The sequence below is a fragment of the Synechococcus sp. RC10A2 genome (genome assembly GCF_047502605.1).
Genome location: NZ_JANSHP010000064.1, coordinates 1 through 17,523 on the forward strand (window position 1 = coordinate 1; position 17,523 = coordinate 17,523).

General features: G+C 60.0%; 14 protein-coding genes. 8 read left to right on the top strand and 6 right to left on the bottom strand.

The window, feature by feature from the left end; genetic code table 11:
- The first annotated feature begins 269 nt into the window (after window positions 1-269).
- A complete protein-coding gene (psbC, locus tag NW848_RS08115; protein ID WP_041438536.1) occupies window positions 270-1,619 on the top strand; it encodes a photosystem II reaction center protein CP43 in 1,350 nt (449 codons plus the stop codon).
- Between the two features lie 131 nt (window positions 1,620-1,750).
- On the top strand, window positions 1,751-2,809 hold the full coding sequence (cobW, locus tag NW848_RS08120) for a cobalamin biosynthesis protein CobW (protein ID WP_011431159.1): 1,059 nt from the start codon (window positions 1,751-1,753) through the stop codon (window positions 2,807-2,809).
- 61 nt (window positions 2,810-2,870) lie between these two features.
- Here the strand turns inward: cobW and NW848_RS08125 are convergent, their stop codons facing one another.
- The gene (locus NW848_RS08125) at window positions 2,871-3,827 is read right to left on the bottom strand and encodes an NAD-dependent epimerase/dehydratase family protein (protein ID WP_414510873.1); all 957 of its coding nucleotides are present in this window, start codon (window positions 3,825-3,827) and stop codon (window positions 2,871-2,873) included.
- 222 nt (window positions 3,828-4,049) lie between these two features.
- On the opposite strand from NW848_RS08125, the gene NW848_RS08130 reads away from it, so the two are divergent.
- Window positions 4,050-5,075, top strand: coding sequence for an ABC transporter permease (locus tag NW848_RS08130; protein WP_011431161.1), 1,026 nt, complete (start codon window positions 4,050-4,052; stop codon window positions 5,073-5,075).
- A 76-nt stretch (window positions 5,076-5,151) separates the two neighbouring features.
- A complete protein-coding gene (locus NW848_RS08135; protein WP_071813564.1) occupies window positions 5,152-7,269 on the top strand; it encodes a DEAD/DEAH box helicase in 2,118 nt (705 codons plus the stop codon).
- A gap of 4 nt (window positions 7,270-7,273) precedes the next feature.
- On the opposite strand, the gene NW848_RS08140 is transcribed toward NW848_RS08135, so the two are convergent.
- The 5 genes from NW848_RS08140 to hmpF all read right to left on the bottom strand — a co-directional run bounded on the left by NW848_RS08140 (window position 7,274) and on the right by hmpF (window position 13,348).
- Window positions 7,274-8,014, bottom strand: a complete 741-nt coding sequence (locus NW848_RS08140; RefSeq protein ID WP_011431163.1) for a hypothetical protein — start codon at window positions 8,012-8,014, stop codon at window positions 7,274-7,276.
- 124 nt (window positions 8,015-8,138) lie between these two features.
- Complete coding sequence (gene fabD / locus NW848_RS08145) at window positions 8,139-9,008, bottom strand: ACP S-malonyltransferase (protein ID WP_011431164.1); 870 nt, start codon at window positions 9,006-9,008, stop codon at window positions 8,139-8,141.
- A 19-nt stretch (window positions 9,009-9,027) separates the two neighbouring features.
- The gene (locus NW848_RS08150; RefSeq protein WP_414402848.1) at window positions 9,028-10,035 is read right to left on the bottom strand and encodes a beta-ketoacyl-ACP synthase III; all 1,008 of its coding nucleotides are present in this window, start codon (window positions 10,033-10,035) and stop codon (window positions 9,028-9,030) included.
- 5 nt (window positions 10,036-10,040) lie between these two features.
- Window positions 10,041-11,132, bottom strand: a complete 1,092-nt coding sequence (plsX, locus tag NW848_RS08155; protein WP_011431166.1) for a phosphate acyltransferase PlsX — start codon at window positions 11,130-11,132, stop codon at window positions 10,041-10,043.
- A gap of 482 nt (window positions 11,133-11,614) precedes the next feature.
- Complete coding sequence (hmpF, locus tag NW848_RS08160; protein ID WP_414508727.1) at window positions 11,615-13,348, bottom strand: pilus motility taxis protein HmpF; 1,734 nt, start codon at window positions 13,346-13,348, stop codon at window positions 11,615-11,617.
- Window positions 13,349-13,611: 263 nt separating this feature from the next.
- Here hmpF and trpC point away from each other — a divergent pair, with 263 nt between their 5' ends.
- From trpC to NW848_RS08180, 4 genes are all read left to right on the top strand, one after another.
- Window positions 13,612-14,532 (top strand): indole-3-glycerol phosphate synthase TrpC, encoded by a 921-nt coding sequence (trpC, locus tag NW848_RS08165; protein WP_414508728.1) that lies wholly within the window; start codon window positions 13,612-13,614, stop codon window positions 14,530-14,532.
- Window positions 14,533-14,595: 63 nt separating this feature from the next.
- Entirely contained in the window at window positions 14,596-14,835 is a 240-nt protein-coding gene (locus tag NW848_RS08170) for a DUF5340 domain-containing protein (protein WP_041436722.1), read from the top strand.
- Window positions 14,836-14,894: 59 nt separating this feature from the next.
- A complete protein-coding gene (locus NW848_RS08175; protein WP_099884728.1) occupies window positions 14,895-15,089 on the top strand; it encodes a heavy-metal-associated domain-containing protein in 195 nt (64 codons plus the stop codon).
- A 112-nt stretch (window positions 15,090-15,201) separates the two neighbouring features.
- Complete coding sequence (locus tag NW848_RS08180; RefSeq protein WP_414508729.1) at window positions 15,202-17,517, top strand: heavy metal translocating P-type ATPase; 2,316 nt, start codon at window positions 15,202-15,204, stop codon at window positions 17,515-17,517.
- Window positions 17,518-17,523: the final 6 nt, after the last annotated feature.

The window sequence follows — 17,523 nt, forward strand, 5'->3', positions numbered from 1 at the left end:
GCACGAGCGCTTTGAGTTCCCCGAGGAAGTCCTGCCCCGCGGCAACGCGCTCTAAACTGGCGCTGGCTGTCGAACGCTTGAGTTCTCTCGATCCTTTACGTGAGAGCCGAGGCCGAGCGTTCGCCTATTCAAGTCTTGGATTGGATGGGTAGGCGCTCGGCCATTCCTAAGCTCCTTTGCTTTTCACCTCATATCTTTTGCTGTACTGTGACCTTTACTGTTTTCGGAGGCTGGCCTCAGTGACTTCAACGACGTTTGGTTCCGCAGCGATGCAGGATCGCACCCAGGGCGGGTTCGCCTGGTGGGCCGGGAATGCTCGCTTGATCAATCTTTCCGGTCGGCTTTTGGGCGCTCACGTAGCCCACGCCGGCCTGATCGTCTTCTGGGCGGGAGCGATGCTGCTGTTTGAGGTGGCTCACTTCACGCCGGATCGGCCCATGTACGAGCAGGGGCTGATCCTGATGCCCCACGTGGCCACTTTGGGCTGGGGAGTTGGCCCAGGCGGCGAGGTGATCGATACCTACCCCTACTTTGTGATCGGTGTGCTGCACCTGGTCTCCAGCGCGGTGCTGGGTCTGGGAGGCATTTATCACGCCGTGCGCGGCCCGGAAACCCTGGAGCAGTCTTTCCCCTTCTTCGGCTACGACTGGAAAGACAAGAACAAGATGACCACCATCTTGGGGATCCACCTCATCCTGTTGGGGTTGGGGGCTTTCCTGTTGGTGGCCAAGGCCATGTGGTTTGGTGGCGTCTATGACACCTGGGCTCCGGGGGGTGGCGACGTGCGGGTGATCACCAACCCCACGCTCAACCCGGCGGTCATCTTCGGCTACCTGTTCAAGTCTCCCTTTGGCGGCGACGGCTGGATCATCAGCGTGGACAACATGGAGGATGTGATCGGCGGCCACATCTACATCGGCATCATCTGCATTGCCGGTGGGATCTGGCACATCCTCACCAAGCCTTTTGGCTGGGCCCGCCGTGCTCTTATCTGGTCGGGAGAGGCCTATCTCTCCTACAGCTTGGCGGCGGTCTCGCTGATGAGCTTTATTGCCACCTGCTACATCTGGTTCAACAACACCGTTTACCCCAGCGAGTTCTACGGCCCCACCGGCCCGGAAGCCTCGCAAGCCCAAGCCCTCACCTTTATCGTGCGCGACCAGCGCCTGGGGGCGAACATCGGCCAGGCCCAAGGCCCCACCGGTCTGGGTAAGTACCTGATGCGCTCTCCCACGGGCGAGATCATCTTCGGCGGTGAGACGATGCGCTTCTGGGATGTGCGGGCCCCTTGGAAAGAGCCGCTGCTGGGCCCCAATGGCTTGGATCTGGACAAGCTGAAGAACGACATCCAACCCTGGCAGGCCCGCCGTGCGGTAGAGTACATGACCCACGCGCCGCTGGGATCCCTGAACTCGGTGGGGGGTGTGGCTACCGAGATCAACACGGTGAACTTCACCAGCCCGCGCACCTGGCTGGCAGCCCACAACTTCATCTTCGGCTTCCTGTTCTTCGTCGGTCACCTGTGGCATGCTGGTCGCGCGCGCGCCGCTGCTGCCGGCTTTGAGAAGGGGATCAGCCGCGAGAACGAGCCGGTTTACCGGATGAAGCCGATCCGATAAGCCCGGAAGTCTCTCGGAGATCACAACCTTTGGCCCCCGGCAGGGGGCCTTTTTTTGGGGATCCCCCCTGCCGGGATGGACAGAGAGGGAAGCACGGGTAGAGACTGGGAAGGCCGAATGCGCAAATCAAGATGCACAAAGTTCCGGTTACGGTCATCACCGGATTTTTGGGATCCGGCAAGACCACTTTGATCCGTCACCTTTTGCTCAACAACCAGGGCCGCCGCATCGCCGTAGTGGTCAATGAGTTTGGCGAAGTGGGCATCGACGGCGAACTGCTGCGGGATTGCCAACTCTGCGAGGGAGGGGGCTCCATCCCCATTCTGGAGCTGGCCAACGGCTGCCTCTGCTGCACGGTGCAGGAGGAGTTCTTGCCGACCATGGAGGCTCTGCTGCGGCGGCGGGCAGAGCTGGACTGCATCCTGATTGAGACTTCAGGATTGGCCTTGCCCAAGCCGCTGGTGCAGGCTTTCCGCTGGCCCACCATTCGCACCGGCGCCACGGTGGATGCGGTGATTGCAGTGGTGGATGGCCAGGCCCTGGCTTCTGGGCAACTGGTGGGGGATCTGGCGGCGCTGGAGGCGCAGCGTCAGGCCGATGAGAGCCTGGATCACGAGACTCCCATTGAGGAGCTGTTTGAGGATCAGTTGAGCTGCGCTGATTTGGTGCTGCTGAGCAAGGTGGATCAGATCACGCCGAAGGAGCGAACCCAGGTGGAGAGCTGGCTGCGGCAACAATTGCGCCCTGAGGTTCGAGTTCTCCCCTGTGAGCGGGGCCAGGTTGCCCCAGAAGTGCTCTTGGGCTTCCAGGCGGCGGTGGAGGATCAGTTGGAGCGCCGCCCCAGCCACCACGACTTCGAGGAGGAGCACGAGCACGAAGCTTTTGAGTCTTTCTGCCTCAGCCTGGAGGGCAGCTATGAGCCGGGATCCCTAGTTGCCCAACTGCGTCAACTGGCTCAAGAGGAATGCCTCTACCGGGTAAAGGGGTTTGTGGCCGTGCCCCACAAGCCGATGCGCCTGGTGCTGCAGGGGGTGGGATCCCGATTTGAGACCTACTACGACCGCCCCTGGCGCCCGCAAGAGCCGCGGTTGACCCGCCTGGTGTTCATCGGCCAGAGGCTCGACCGGGAGCGCATTGCTGCTCAGCTTCAAGGCTTGGCTCACAGAGAAGCAGTGGCCTCTGCCGGCTGATCCCTGTCGGGATCCCTTACCCCTGGGGAGAGGGGAGTTGCGTGACTCTATCAAAGGTGGCCTAGAGGTAGGCGTCGAGAAGAGAGGCTACGGTAGGGAAGCGGCAGGGCAAGCCCAGCGCTGCTGGGGAGAGGGCCGGATAGACAAAGTGGCGGTGGCGCAGGCAGTACTCATCCCAGGCCGAAAGTCGCACCCGAAGTAGGAAGGCTAGGGCGCGAAATAGGCCGATGGGCAGGGGCAGGCGGAAATAAATCCGTTTTTTAAAATAGGCGCACACCTGCTCTACGCATTCATCCACCGACAAGGGGGGGTTGCCCAACACCCAATCCCCTCCCCCCGGCGGATGGGCCACCCAATGGGCCACCATCTCGGCCACATCGGCAGCGTGGATGAAGTGGAAGCTGGCATCCACCCGCAAAAAGCGGATCAAATCCAGCCAGCGGAGCACCTCCTTGAGGCCGGCGGTGATGTGGGAGTAGGGGTGGTGGGGGCTGCCGCCAAACAGCAGGGTGGGGTAGAGGGTGAGCAGGCGATCTGGCCAGAAGCTGCTTTCCTGCCGTCGCAGCAGCATCGCGTACTTGCTGCGGATGTAGTCGGTGCCGGCCTGGCCGGCGATGGCCAAAGGTTCTAACGCTTGATTCAAAAGGCTGGCAGTGGAAAAGTAGATCACCTGCTGACAGCGCTCCGGATCCAACAAGCTGAGCAACTCCAAGGTGTGGGTGACGTTCACCGCCCAGGTCAGGGTGGGATCCCCCCAAGCCGCCGCCATGTGGATCAACCCATCCATCTGCCGCAGCAGGGCGGCGTGTTCCCGAATGCGCAGGAGATCGCCGGCCACCAGGGTGATGGGGGCAGGCAAACGCTCCGGGGGCAACCGCAGGCGGCTGGGGTTGCGGATAAGAATGTACAGGTGGTAGGCGGGCTGCTCCGGAAACTCGGGATCCCTTTGTTGGGCCAGGCGCTCCAACACATAATGCCCCAGACAGCCGCTAGCGCCGGTAAGAAACAGGTTTCGCAAGAGATCTTCCCAACGGCAACTCATCGAAAAAGCTTCTAACTAGTCTACCGCCTTAGCTTGCGCCTGCCGGATTGGCTTAACCCCCAATTCCCCTAACGGGCAACTGCGCCCTGTTCCAAGCCAGGCAGCAACCTGGAAATTTGGCCGCGAGAATGGCAGCATAGTTCGACAGGGATCCCACTCCCAGGGAGATTTGGACCTCGCTCAACTCGACTTCTGCCTGTGGCCGCAACCTCTTCTCCCCCTGCTGGACGGGTGTTCAGCCTTTGGCCTCCCCTAGCCCTTGTTTTGCAGCGGCTGGTCCAAGCGGTGCCGGTGCTGCTGCTGATCACGGTGCTCAGCTTTTTGCTCCTGCAACTGGCCCCCGGCGATTTTTTGGATCCCTTGCGGGCGGATCCCAGTATCAGCCAGGAGTTTATCGCCCAGGAAGAGGCGCGGCTGGGCTTGGATAAACCCTTGCTTTGGCAGTATTTGACCTGGCTGGGCAATCTGCTGCAGGGGGATTTTGGCGTCAGCTACACCTATCGCGTGCCAGTAGCGCAGCTCATCCTCTCCCGCGCCGGCGCCACCCTGCTGTTGGCAGTGTGCTCCGTTTTGCTGACTTGGATGATCGCCATTCCGCTGGGGATCCTGGGGGCGCTGCAGCAGAACACTCCTCTGGATCGGGCGTTGCAGTTGCTCAGCTACCTGGGGCAGGCCATGCCCAGCTTTGTGCTAGCCATTTTGCTGCTGATCGTGGCCCAAAACGTGGGCTGGCTGCCGGTGGGCGGGATGACCAGTGTTTATTTTGCCGAGCTGGGTTGGGGGGGAAAGCTGCTGGATCTGGGCCGTCACCTGCTCTTGCCCACGCTGGCCCTGAGCATCACCAGCTTTGCCGGGCTGCAGCGGATTACCCGCGGCAACTTCTTGGACGTGCTGCGGCAGGAATACATCCAGGCGGCGCGGGCGCGTGGGATCCCGGAATGGCGGGTGATCTGGCTGCATGCATTGCGCAACGCCGTCAACCCCTTGATCACGATCTTGGGCTTTGAGTTTGCCAATTTGCTCAGCGGCTCTTTTATTGCCGAGTTTTTCTTCAACTGGCCGGGGCTGGGCAAGCTGCTCTTGGAAGCGGTCCAGAGCTTCGACATCAACGTGGTGATGGCCGGGCTTTTGCTGGGGGCCGTGATGCTCATTCTGGGCAATTTGTTGGCCGATCTGCTCTTGATGTGGGTGGATCCCCGGATCCGACCTGAGTCTTTGCTTTAGGGGCTTTGGATCCTTCCCCAAGAGCTCAGGTTTCCTGTTGTACATTGGGTTCAAGTTGGAAAACGAGGGATCCCCCATGCACTTTCAACCCGACGGCGCTCTGGACGACAGCTTACCTGGGGTAGCTGCGGAAGCAGTGGTTTGGAATGCGCTGCGGCAGGCCCTGGGATCCGATCCCGGCTACCTCCTCCATCAGTTCAGTATCTATAACCATCAGGGCCACGTCACGGCCAAGCCCGACATCCTATTGATTCATTTTGAACTGGGCTTTTGGGTTTTCGAGTGTAAGGGCTGCAACCTTTACAATATCGAAGCCATCGACGGCAGCCAGTGGCGCATGCGGGAGTGGCACAGGGAAACCGAGACCCCCTTGGGGCAGGCCGATAACCAAATGTTTCAGATCAAGAATTGGCTGCAGCAAAATCCGGAAACCCGGCCTCTCCAAGCTCGCGTTGCCTGGCAATATCGGCTGGCTTTGCCTCGCATTCGGCGACAAGAATGGCAGGAGCGCTTCGGGGATCCCCCGTTTCTCGGGGCGCTGCTTTTTGCAGATGATTTGGAGCATCCAGAGCAGTTGCGGCAGACTCTGTATGCGGCCAAAAAGGCCAATGGCGCTCCTCTCAACGCCACAGAATGGGAAGTGATCCTCAAAACGTTGGGAATAAAGTTGGGGGATCCCGGCGATGACCCAATATCTTACAGCTACGATCCCCAGGCGGTGATCCGTCGCGTCCAAGAGCAGATCTTTAAGCTTGATGAAGACCAACGCAAAATTGCCACCCAATATCCTGAGGGGCCACAGCGGTTGCGGGGCCTGGCGGGGACAGGCAAAACGGTAGTCTTGACTCGCAGAGCGGCCAAGATCCACGCCGACCACCCCGATTGGGACATTGCGGTAGTTTTTTACACCCGCTCTCTCTATCACCAAATTCGCGAGCAAATCTCAAAGGTCTGTCAGAGCAAGTTTGACCTTGAGCCGGACTGGAAAAAGATCCAGGTGATGCACGCCTGGGGATCCCAAAATCAAACTGGGTTCTATCGATTGCTCGCTAACGAATGTGGCTTAACGCCCAAAAGCTTGGAGCGGGCAAAGGCAGAGCTAAGGGATAAAAATGACTATACAACTGAGCCCTTCGACTACGTCTGCGAAAAGTTAGAAAAAGAAGCCAAGGAAATCCCTCAGCTCTTCGATGTTATTTTGATCGATGAAGGTCAAGATTTGCCCCCTGCCTTTTACCGTTTAGCCTATCGGGCTTTACGGGATCCCAAACGGCTCTATTGGGCCTATGACGAAGCCCAGGGCATTGGCTCGCTGACGGTGCCAGGAATAGCCGAGCTATTCGGGCGCGACGAGACAGGCAAGCCCAAAGTGCAGTTGGGAGGGCGGGCCACTGTGTTGCCCCATTGCTACCGCACTCCGAAGATTATTCTCATGGCTGCCCATGCCATCAACATGGGTCTTTTGCGTGGAGACCAGCCTTTGCAGGGAGTTACTCAAAAAGGGCAGTGGGAAAATTTAGGTTACGAAGTGGTAGAAGGCGATTTTCGTAAGCCTGGATCCACAATTACCCTCACCCGCAAGGCTTGCCATCCCATCGATCAAGAAGACTTTGAGCCCAAGGTGGATCCGCAATCGCTGCTAATCTGGCGCACCTTCCCTTCTGAGGAAGAGGAGCAGAATTGGATTGCCCAACAAATCGAGCGCGACCTGAAGCAGTGGAGTTTTCAGCCGGAGGATCTCCTGGTTACCGGTGTAGGCAGCTTCAAGAAGAGCAGACCTTATTGGGAAAGCCTGAAGGCCAAGCTCAAACAAAGAGGAATTAGAGCTCTCATAGCCGGCGAAGATGCCGGTCAGGATATTTTCCGCTTGCCGGGGCATGTCACCCTAGCGGGGATCTTCCGGGCCAAAGGCAATGAAGCTTGGAAAGTCTACGTTTGCCAGTTTCAAAACGCCACCGAACCGGGGCTCAGTGTGGAAGAGCAACTGCGCCGGCGCAACCAAGCTTTTGTGGCCTTGACACGCACCAAGATCTGGTGTGTCGTGACAGGGATCTCCCCCCAAGACCACCTGGCCCCCGCCTTTCAAGAGCTGCAGCAGGCCAAGGAACAGTACCCCTATCTACGCTTCCCGGCCTTTAATAAGGGATCCCTGCGGCGAATTCATGAAATAGATCCGGACTCGGAAGGCGTCTGATAGGCTACCATCTGCCCTCGAGCGAGCTCAGCTCTGCCATCGCTTTTGCCATGTCGTCCAAGTCGTTTACTCGCTCCTCAATAGCTGCAAGAATTTCGTCGTAGGCGGTGGCAGAAACGGAGCTGAAGCCCAGGGATCCCTTTCCAAACCCAGAGGGGTGGGCGGCAAAGTTGCTGCAGCCTGTTGCTTGGCGAGCTTGATTAAGGCGGGCGATCTCTTGGGCCAAAAGATCCCGTTTGCAGCGGAGTTGGTCAATTTTCGCAACGTACTCTTTCAAAAGTTGTACAAGCTCTTGTTTTTTGGCTTGCAAGTCTTCTATTGAGGCTTTTAGATTCTGCTCTTCTGTACGCAATTGTGAAAGCAATTCTTGCTGAGCTTGGATCTGGGATCCCAACTCAAAATAGGTTTGAGCATCAGTTCCATCGCCGGCTTTCTCTTCCTGCCGAAGGGGTGTCCAATTGGCAAGAGCAGCCCGCAGATCGGCCAGCTCGTTTTGCAGGTGCTGTAAACCTAGCTCTTGCCGGCTTTTGAGGTGCTCCAGAGATTGCTCCAGCAGGTGGATTTTGGCTTTGGACTCACTCCCAGCCAGGGCGGAGGCGAGGTAGCCGGTCATGCCCGTAGCCAAAGCGGCTGCCCCCGACTGCCACAGGGATCCGCCGGATCCCAGGCTGCCGAGGGCCACGGCAAGGCCAGCCAAAGCGGGAAAAGCATTGACCCAAAGCTGGCGAGGGGGAGAAGACGGCATCGTCGGCCCCAGAAACAGGTTTTCATTGATCCTAACTGCTGTTTGGGGAGGTTTCCTCACCCGCAGCCCTTCTCCCTTGAGGAGCTAGCAACGCAACTTGCAGCAACAGGGCTGCCGGGATCCCTTAGCCGATGCTGAGGCTGCTGATGTTGCACCGTCCCAGGGCAGGTGCCGTTCGCCTCACCAAGCCCGTCAGCACATTGCCAGGGCCGATTTCCCACACCTCTCGGATGCCGTCGGCGGCCATCTGCAGCACCGTTTCTCGCCAGCGGACTGGGGCAGTCATCTGAGACAGCAGTGCCTGCTTGAGGACCTGGGGATCTCGGCTAGCGGCAGCCGTGCAATTGCTGTAGACCGGCACTCGCGGAGCCTGAAAGTCAACCTCGCGCAAGGTGTGGGCAAAGGTTTCCGCCGCCGCCTGCATCAAGGGCGAGTGGAAGGCGCCGCTGACTTTGAGGGGAACGGTGCGCTTGGCCTGCAACTGCTCACAGATGGCCTGCACCCCCTCGACCGAGCCGCTGATCACGACCTGATCCGGGCTGTTGTCGTTGGCAATGACCACATCGGGAGTCATCTGGCACAGGTGCTCCAGCTTGTCGCGATCAAACCCAATCAGCGCCGCCATGCTGCCGGGGGGATCCCCTGCAGCTTCCATCAACTGGCCCCGCAGCGCCACCAGCCGCAGGCCAGTCTCAAAATCAAATACCCCCGCGGCGTAGAGGGCGCTATATTCTCCCAAGCTGTGGCCGGCTGTACAGGCGGGAGCCTGACCCTGAGCGTAGAGATAGTCCGTCAGCAGGGCCGATACAGTGAATAAAGCCGGCTGCGTGTAGCCGGTCTGATGGATCTGCTCTTCCGAGAGCGCCAGGGGATCCCATCCCAGCACCTCGCGGGCCACAGCCAACTTGCGGGCCGCCCCTGGCCAATCTTGTAAATCCCTTCCCATGCCCACGACTTGGGATCCCTGACCGGGATAGATCCAGGCAACGCTCATCAGTTCAATACTCTCCAACTCATCTGCCCCAACGAAAGACAATTGCTCCCCAGGTGAGGCCGGCGCCGAAGCCAGCCATCACCCCCAAATCCCCAGGGCCAAACCGCCTTTGGCCAATCCAGTCGGCCAGCGCAATCGGCACCGAGGCGCCGGAGGTGTTGCCGTAGCGCTCCAGAACGCTGGCCACCCGCTGGGGATCCAACTGCAGCCGCTTGGCCACAGCATCGAGGATGCGCTGGTTGGCCTGGTGGATGAAGTAGCCTTGCACGGCTGCTGCGGCAATCCCAGCTCGAAAGAGAGCCTTCTCGATAATCTCCGGCACCGCTTGGACGGCGAACTTGTACACCTCACGGCCGTTCATGGCGATGGGGCAGCAGTGGTATTGACCCACCTGCAGGGATCCCACCAGGGGCCTGGCCTCGGTGGCCATGGCCAGGCTGAGCAGCTCGCTGCCACTGCCATCGCTGCGCAGCTCGATGCTGAGGATGCCGCCGTCCCCCTCTCTTGCGGCTTCCAGCACCACCGCCCCTGCCCCGTCCCCAAATAGGACACAGGTGGTGCGATCTGTCCAGTCCACTGTGCGAGAGAGTACGTCCGCCGCCACCACCAGCGCCCGCCGGTACAGCCCGGTTTGCAGAAACTGGGCCGCCGTGGCCACAGCAAACACAAACCCTGTACAGGCTGCCGTCAGGTCAAAAGCCACCGCCCGTGTCGCCCCCAGCGCTGCTTGCACCCGCGGAGCGGAGCCGAAGCGATCGACGCCGGTGGAGGTGGCCAGGAGGATTAGATCCAGCTCCTGGGGCGGGATGCCGGCCTGCGCCAGGGCAGCCTTTGCCGCTTGCGCCGCCAAATCCACCAGGCTGAGGTCGGGGGGCAGGATGCGCCGTTGGCGAATGCCGGTGCGGGGCCAGATCCACTCGTCGGAAGTCTCCACGATCTGGCTGAGGTCGTCGTTGCTCAGGCAGGGAGTCGGCAGGGCAGCCCCCACCCCCACCAGCCGCACGCTCGGGAGGCCATTGCTGGGCATGAACGCTATCCTTCCACCCGATCCAGGGATCCTACCGGCAGGGCTTCTGGACTGGGGTTAGAGGCTGAGGCCAGAGGAGGAGCATTCTCTCCGGCATTGACTTTGGATGGGTGAGAGTCGGCCATTTCCGCTTGCAGCCGCTGTAGGATCTTCTGCTCCGCCGCCTCTTTGGCCAGGCGAATGGCATGGTAGACCATCGCCGCCTTGGAGCTGCCGTGGGTAATGACGCAGATGCCGTTCACCCCCAGCAACAAAGCGCCGCCGTATTCCACATAGTCCATGCGCCGCTTCACCTGCTTCAGATTGGGCTGCAGCAGCCAGCAGCCCAGCTTGCCACGCCAGCCGCGGGGCAACTCCTCCCGCAGCACCTGGGTGATCACCTGGCCGACGCTCTCGGCAAACTTGAGCAGGGCGTTGCCCACAAAGCCGTCGCACACCACCACATCAAAGTCCCCCGTCAGCACGTCTCGCCCCTCGGCGTTGCCGGCAAAGTGAATCCCCGGCAACTGGGTCAGGCGCTGATGGGTGGCCAGGGCCAGGTCGTTGCCCTTGTTGGGCTCCTCGCCAATGTTGAGCAGGCCCACCCGCGGCTTCTCAATCCCCAGCACGCACTGGCAGTAGAGGGATCCCATGCGGGCAAATTGTTCCAAGAAGCGGGGCCGGCAGTCCACGTTGGCTCCCACATCCAAAAGCAAGACCGGCTTGCCCTTCAAAGTGGGCAAAAGAGCACCGATGGCCGGGCGGTCGATCCCCGCCAATCGGCCCAAGTTGAGGTAGGCAGCGGCCATCGTAGCCCCAGTGTTGCCGGCAGCCACCACTGCATCTGCCTGCTTGGCGCGCACCTGTTGCATGGAGACGTTGATAGAGGCTTGCGGCTTCCTGCGCACCGCCAGGGGCTCTTCCGCCATGCCCACTACCTCCTCAGCGGGCACGACGGTGATCCCAGGAGGCAGGGGCCGGGGCAAGAAAGGCTCAAGCGCGTCTGGACGGCCGACCAGCGCAATCCCCACCTGAAGATAGCGATGGGCCAGCAGGGCGCCCTTGATGATCTCTTCGGGAGCGTAGTCACCTCCCATCGCATCAACTGCAATTCGCACGAGCTGACCTCACACTGGAACACTCCTGACAGATAAAATGCGGAGATCTCCGCTGCTCCTCTGCCTCGAGAAGTTGGGATCCCGCTATCTACAAGGCGCTACCGAATTTTACCAGATTTGCTGTCTTTGGTTGAGGCCGTCAAGCCCTTGACACTCCCAGCGCCTGAAGGCAGGGGATTCTTACGCAGCCCAAAATGGACTGGCGAAGGCGCTGTCAAGACGCCCCTAGATAGTCTTTTGAGGCATAACCTCAAAGTTCTGCTTACTTCGGAGGACTTCAGTTCCTCCAGGTTAGTCATTGCCGCGCGGGTTTGGCACCGCAGTAGGTTGTTTTCCTGGAGAAGCTCTAAAGAAGCAACTAAAGTGGCTCAAGGGCTTTTCCGCCCCGTCCTCAAGTACGGGGCTACCAAGCTATCCTTTTGTGTCAAAAGGAATGTGTGGGCACTGCCTGCCTGCTTGGGAAGACGACAGGACACAGCTCCTTACCGCTGGGTGAGGGCGGCCAGGAGCGATTGCACCTGCTGGACATGGGCGCTGGCCGTGGAGCCCCTTTCTTGATATTGAGCCAGCTCTGCCTCCAACTGAGCCAGTTGTTCCGCTAACTCCGCCCAGCGATCTCGCTCGGGGTAGAGGGTGGCCTGCAGATGGTTGAGGCGGCCCCAGGTTTCTGCCATCGCCTGGGTGCGGGCCCGCAGGGATCCCTCCTCTTGCTGCAACTGTTGCCACTGCTGCTGCAATTCCTGCTGCTGGCGGGCCAGTTGCTCTTGTTGAAAGGGCAGAGAGGATTCCAGTTGGTGGACGAGGGTTTGCAGGCGGCTTTTTTCTTGGAGAAGCTCCTGCTTCTGGCTGCCGATCTGCTCCAGGATCGGCCCGATATCGACCTGAACTGGGGCGGCAGCCTGATTTTGAAGCTGCCTAAGGCGGGCTTCCTGGCGGGCCAGCTCCTCGTATTCCCGTTGCAGGTTTTTCTCCTGAGGCAGCAGGGCTTCCTCTAGGGCGCTGCAGGCAGACTGGGCGTAGTCGATATCCAGTTCGATGTCGAACCGCTCCTCCGGAGAGGCGGTGGCCAGCCGCTCTTGCAGCTCCCGCAGGGTTTGCCGGTTTTGCTCCAGCTCGGCCCGCTGTTGGCTGACTTGGGCTGCCCGCTGCTCGTAATCTCGGCGCAGTTGGCTCACCAAGGCCGCCAGCTCCTCGACCGAGATCGCAGACCCTGAGGCACCTGACCCGCCGTTGCTGCTGCCATCGACGATGAAGTCGTACTCCTGCACCAGACGAGAGGCTTTCTGGTATAGGCTCTCTTGAGATTGCAGCTGCTGGAGAATCCTCTGCAGGTGCTCTTGATGGGCTCGCAGGGATCCCTGGCGGGCATGCCATTCGGCTTGGCTCTGCTCCAGGGATCGTTGGGATCCCCACCAAGCGGTGTGGCGTTCTTGCCAAGCGCGGTAGTCTCGATCCAGCTCGTCTTGCCGGGCCTGGGCCTGCTGACGTTCTGCTTCCAGTTGGGCAATCTGTTGATTCAAGTGCTCCTGCTGCTGCTGAATGTGGCTTTTCAAGCTTTGCAGAAGCGCCAAGGGATCTCCAGCCGGATGCAGACTCTCCTGGAGCTGTTGCATCAAAGCCTGTAGCTGCGCTGCTTCTGCCTCCCCCAAGCGGCTGGAGCGAGCTTCTTGCAACTGGGCTTCCAACTCTTGCCGCTGCCGATTCAGAGCTTCCCGCTGCTCTCCGATCAGGCGCTGTTGTTCAGCCAAGTAAGCTTGCTGGGCTGCCAGTTCCTCTTTGAGGCTGTCCAGAAGTTTGCGATCTTCCTCCACACTCTTGTATTGCTCATACAGCCGCTGCACCTCTTCTTCTTGAGCTGCTAGCTCCATCTCGCGGCGGGTAAGCTCATGCGCCTGAAAGGTGAGGGACTGTTTCCAAACCTCGATCTCCTCCTCCTGGCTGCGGGCTCTGAGCTGAAGTTGGCTGAAGTTTTGCAGATAGGTCACCAGTTGGCGAGCGGCTTCGCTGATGCGGGCGACCTGACGGTTGCCGGAGATTTCCGCCAGCACCAATGACCCATCCTTGAAGCGCCCAGCCTCCTGGGCGATGCGGCCTTCCAAGGTAATGGATTCTTCGTTCACGGCCACCCAGGTATTGTCCTGCTGCTGCTTGGCCAGCAATTGCAGAGACGACTTGGCAAATCCAATCGGCTTGGATAGCTCTGCTAGGTACAGCACGCCTGAACTCCTCTAAAACAGCATGGACAGCACCAGCCTTGACCTCACCGAGCCACTGCCCCTGGCCGGGGAAAAATGAACGGCCGCCAGAACATGGCTCGCCGAGGCGCATAAAGACTACACCACCTTTCTAGACTCAACCATAGGGTAAAAAAAACGCCTTCGCCAGATGAGTTTTGGGGATGCCTGGGGTAGCTATTCAAACCGGTGGCGGAGCACTAAGGTAGTCTAGGGTGTGGTGTAGGGTTCTGCTCAGGGTTTGTATGGAGCTGCAAGGTGAGCCGCTTTCTGTTCGTCGGCGTTCTCCTGCCCCGCCGGTGGTCGTAGCCTCTCAGGTGTACCAGACAACAGCGCCGGAAGCCAAACCGCGCCACATTTTGGAAGCGATCGTCTGGCATAAAGAGCAGGAGGTGGAGCGGCAACGGGAGCAGCTTCCCCTCAAGGAATTGCAACGGCAACTGGATCAGGCTCCGCCGGTGCGGGATTTTGTGGCGGCCCTCACCCAGTCGCCTCACCCTATCTCTGTGATTGCCGAGGTCAAAAAAGCCTCTCCCAGCCGCGGCATCCTCCGGGATCCCTTTGACCCGGTAGCCATTGCCCAGAGCTATGAAGCCGGTGGGGCCAGTTGCCTCTCGGTGCTCACAGATGAGCGGTTCTTTCAGGGCAGCGGCGAGTATCTGCGCCGGATCCGTCAGGCAGTAGGGATCCCCATCCTCTGCAAGGAGTTCATCCTCTACCCTTACCAAATCCTCTGGGCCCGCAGCCTGGGGGCAGATGCGGTGCTCTTGATTGCCGCCATTCTCTCGGATGCGGATTTGGGCTATTTTCTCAAGCTCATTCAGCAACTGGGCATGGCGGCTCTGTTGGAGGTGCACACTTGCCAAGAGTTGCAGCGGGTTTTGGCCTTGCCGCACCTGCAACAGGCCAAAGGACGGGTGCTCATTGGCATCAACAATCGCGATCTGAGAACCTTTGCGGTGGACTTGAACACAACGCGCGACCTGTTGGCCGCCCACTCGGAGCTCCTTGGCGATCTGCCTGTGGTCAGCGAGTCCGGCATCCATACCCCCGCCGATCTGCAGCAGTTGCGGGCCTGGGGGGTGCGCTCTGTGCTGGTGGGGGAAGCGCTGGTGACCCAGCCGGATCCCGGCCAAGCTGTGCGCCACCTGTTGTCATCTCAGTGAATGAAAACCATTTATCAATGGATCTCTGCGAGAACAATTGATCTCTAAGGATTGCTTGGATCGATGAAACGTATTCCTGTGCCGGCTCATATCCACTACGAATTTCTGCTGCGGGTGTTGGAGCGGCAAACCTTTCCGGCAGTAGAGGAACAGGATTTTGGCAACCGAGGCCGCACGCAAGAGCTGATCAACTCCCTGCGCAAAGCCCTCACCCAACAGGTGCAACTGGAGGAAGAGTGGCGACAGCGGGGCTATCAGGTGGACTACCGCTGGAATATGGACGAGCCTCAGCCTCCCTCTTGACCTTCCAGCCCACTGTAAGGTTTAGCATCCTTTCAGTGGCATTGGGGGGGTTTTCCAAGATGCAGGTTGTTTTGACGGTGCCCAAGCTGGCCTGTGGGGCCTGTATAGACACCATTGCGCAAGCGGTGCGGCAACTGGATCCCCAGGCGCAGGTGGAAGGGGATCCCAAAACCAAACAGGTGCGGATCACTTCTGAGCGGTCTGTGAGCGATTTGCGGCAGGCCCTCACCCAGGTGGGATATCCCCCGGCCTAGTCAATTTTGGGCCGGGAACGGTCGGGCGTCTGTTTTGAATTTCTGTACAGATGGCTGCCTTCGCCCTGCCCAGGGTGGAGAGTAGCTGTCGTTTCATCAACAAGGTGTTGCCATGTCTGCCCATAAAGGGTCATCGGGTGCACTATCGGCCTCTGCGCCTTCTCCTGAGGGCACTTGGCAGTTGGCCCTGCAAGGGATGAGCTGTGCCTCCTGCGCCCGCAGCATCGAACAGGCCCTCACTCAGGTGCAGGGGGTGTCCCACGGATCAGTGAATTTTGCCAGCGAGCAGGCCACCGTCAAAGGGGATCCCAGGCTGGTGGATCCGCAGGCGCTGATTCGGGCGGTGGAGCGGGCGGGGTATCGGGCGCGCCTTATCCAGGAGGATTGGCAGCTGGACGATCTGTCGGATCCAGAGCGGATCGCCCAACGGGCCGCAGAACGGGAACTGAAGCTCAAGGTGGCGATAGGGGTGGGCATCAGCACGGTGCTGGTGATCGGATCCCTGCCGATGATGCTGGGGATGGACATCCCGGGCTTTCCCATGTGGCTGCACAATCCTGGGTTGCAGTTGCTGCTGACGGCTCCGGTGCAGTTTTGGGTGGGCAAGCATTTTTATCGAGGCGCTTGGGCCGCTTGGCAACGGCGTTCAGCGGATATGAACACGCTGGTGGCCTTGGGGACGAGCGCGGCTTTCTTCTATTCCATTTTCCCAACGGTTTTCCCCGACTCTTTCCATCGGCAGGGACTGCATCCCGATGTGTATTACGAAGTGTCGGCGGTGGTCACCACCCTGATTCTGGTGGGCAAGTGGATGGAGCAACGGGCCAAAAGGCAAACCTCTGAGGCCATTCGCAAGCTGATCGGGCTGCAACCGAAAACGGCAAGGGTAATTCGCCATGGGGTGGAGCAGGATATTCCGATTCGGGAAGTGCAGGTGGGGGATCGGATCCGGGTGCGCCCCGGCGAGAAGGTGCCGGTGGATGGGGTAATCCTAGAGGGATCCTCCACCCTCGACGAGTCGATGGTGACCGGCGAGAGCCTGCCTGTTGTCAAATCGGCGGGGGATGAGGTGATTGGGGCAACGCTGAATCAGACGGGCAGCTTTGTGATGGAAGCGCGGCGGGTGGGCAAAGACACAGTTCTGGCCCAGATCGTGCGCTTGGTGCAGGAAGCTCAGGGATCCAAAGCTCCGATTCAACAGTTGGCGGATCGGGTCACCTCCTGGTTTGTGCCGGCGGTGATTGGGGTGGCAGTTCTAACTTTTGTGCTCTGGTGGGTGCTGGCCGATAACCCGACACTGGCCTTGGTGAACACAATTGGGGTGCTGATCATCGCCTGCCCTTGCGCGCTGGGGTTGGCGACCCCCACCTCGATCCTGGTGGCCGTGGGACGAGGGGCGGAATTGGGGATCCTGGTGAAAAGTGCCGACAGCCTGGAATTGGCCCACGACTTGCGCACGGTGGTCTTGGACAAAACCGGCACCCTGACCGAAGGTCGTCCCACTGTCACCGATATTTGGGCTAATGGCTCCTCTCCCCTGACGGTGTTGCGCCTGGCAGCGGCAGTGGAGCGGCACTCGGAACATCCTTTGGCCCAGGCGGTGGTGCAGAAAGCCGAAGCCGAAAAAATTGTGATCCCTCCTGCCTGGCACTTTCAGGCAAGGGTAGGCAGTGGGGCAGAAGCTTGGGTGGAAGATCAGTGGATTCGCATCGGTCGGCTGAGCTGGCTACAGGAGATGGGGATCCCCTGGGATCCCTCTTGGTCAGAGCGGGTTCAGAATTGGGAAAGCCAGGGCAAAACGGTGATCGGCGTAGCGCAATCCCAGAGTCTGGTGGGGCTGTTGGCCATTGCCGATCCGCTCAAACCCACCTCTCCTGAGGCAGTGCAACAGCTGCAACAGATGGGTCTAGAGGTGATCCTGCTAACCGGGGATAACCCCACTACGGCCCAAGCGGTTGCTCGGCAAGCAGGCATTCAGCGGGTAATTGCCCAAGTCCGTCCGGATCAGAAGGCAGCTTACATACGCAGCCTAAGACAACCGCGACGGCGGGTGGCGATGGTGGGAGATGGCATTAACGATGCTCCGGCTCTGGCAGAAGCTGATGTGGGGATCGCCATTGGTACAGGTACGGATGTGGCGATGGCCGCCAGCGATATTACCCTCATGTCGGGGGATCTGCGGGGAGTCGCCACAGCCATTCAACTCAGCCGGGCCACCCTCAACAACATCCGCCAGAACCTCTTCTTCGCCTTTATCTACAACACGCTCGGGATCCCGATTGCCGCCGGGGCGCTCTACCCCTTCACCGGTTGGCTGCTCAACCCCATGCTGGCGGGGGCAGCCATGGCCCTGAGTTCCGTTTCGGTGGTCGCCAATGCCCTGCGCCTGCGACACTTTCGAGCCCACAGACCGGCAGGCCGGCGTTAGGCCCTC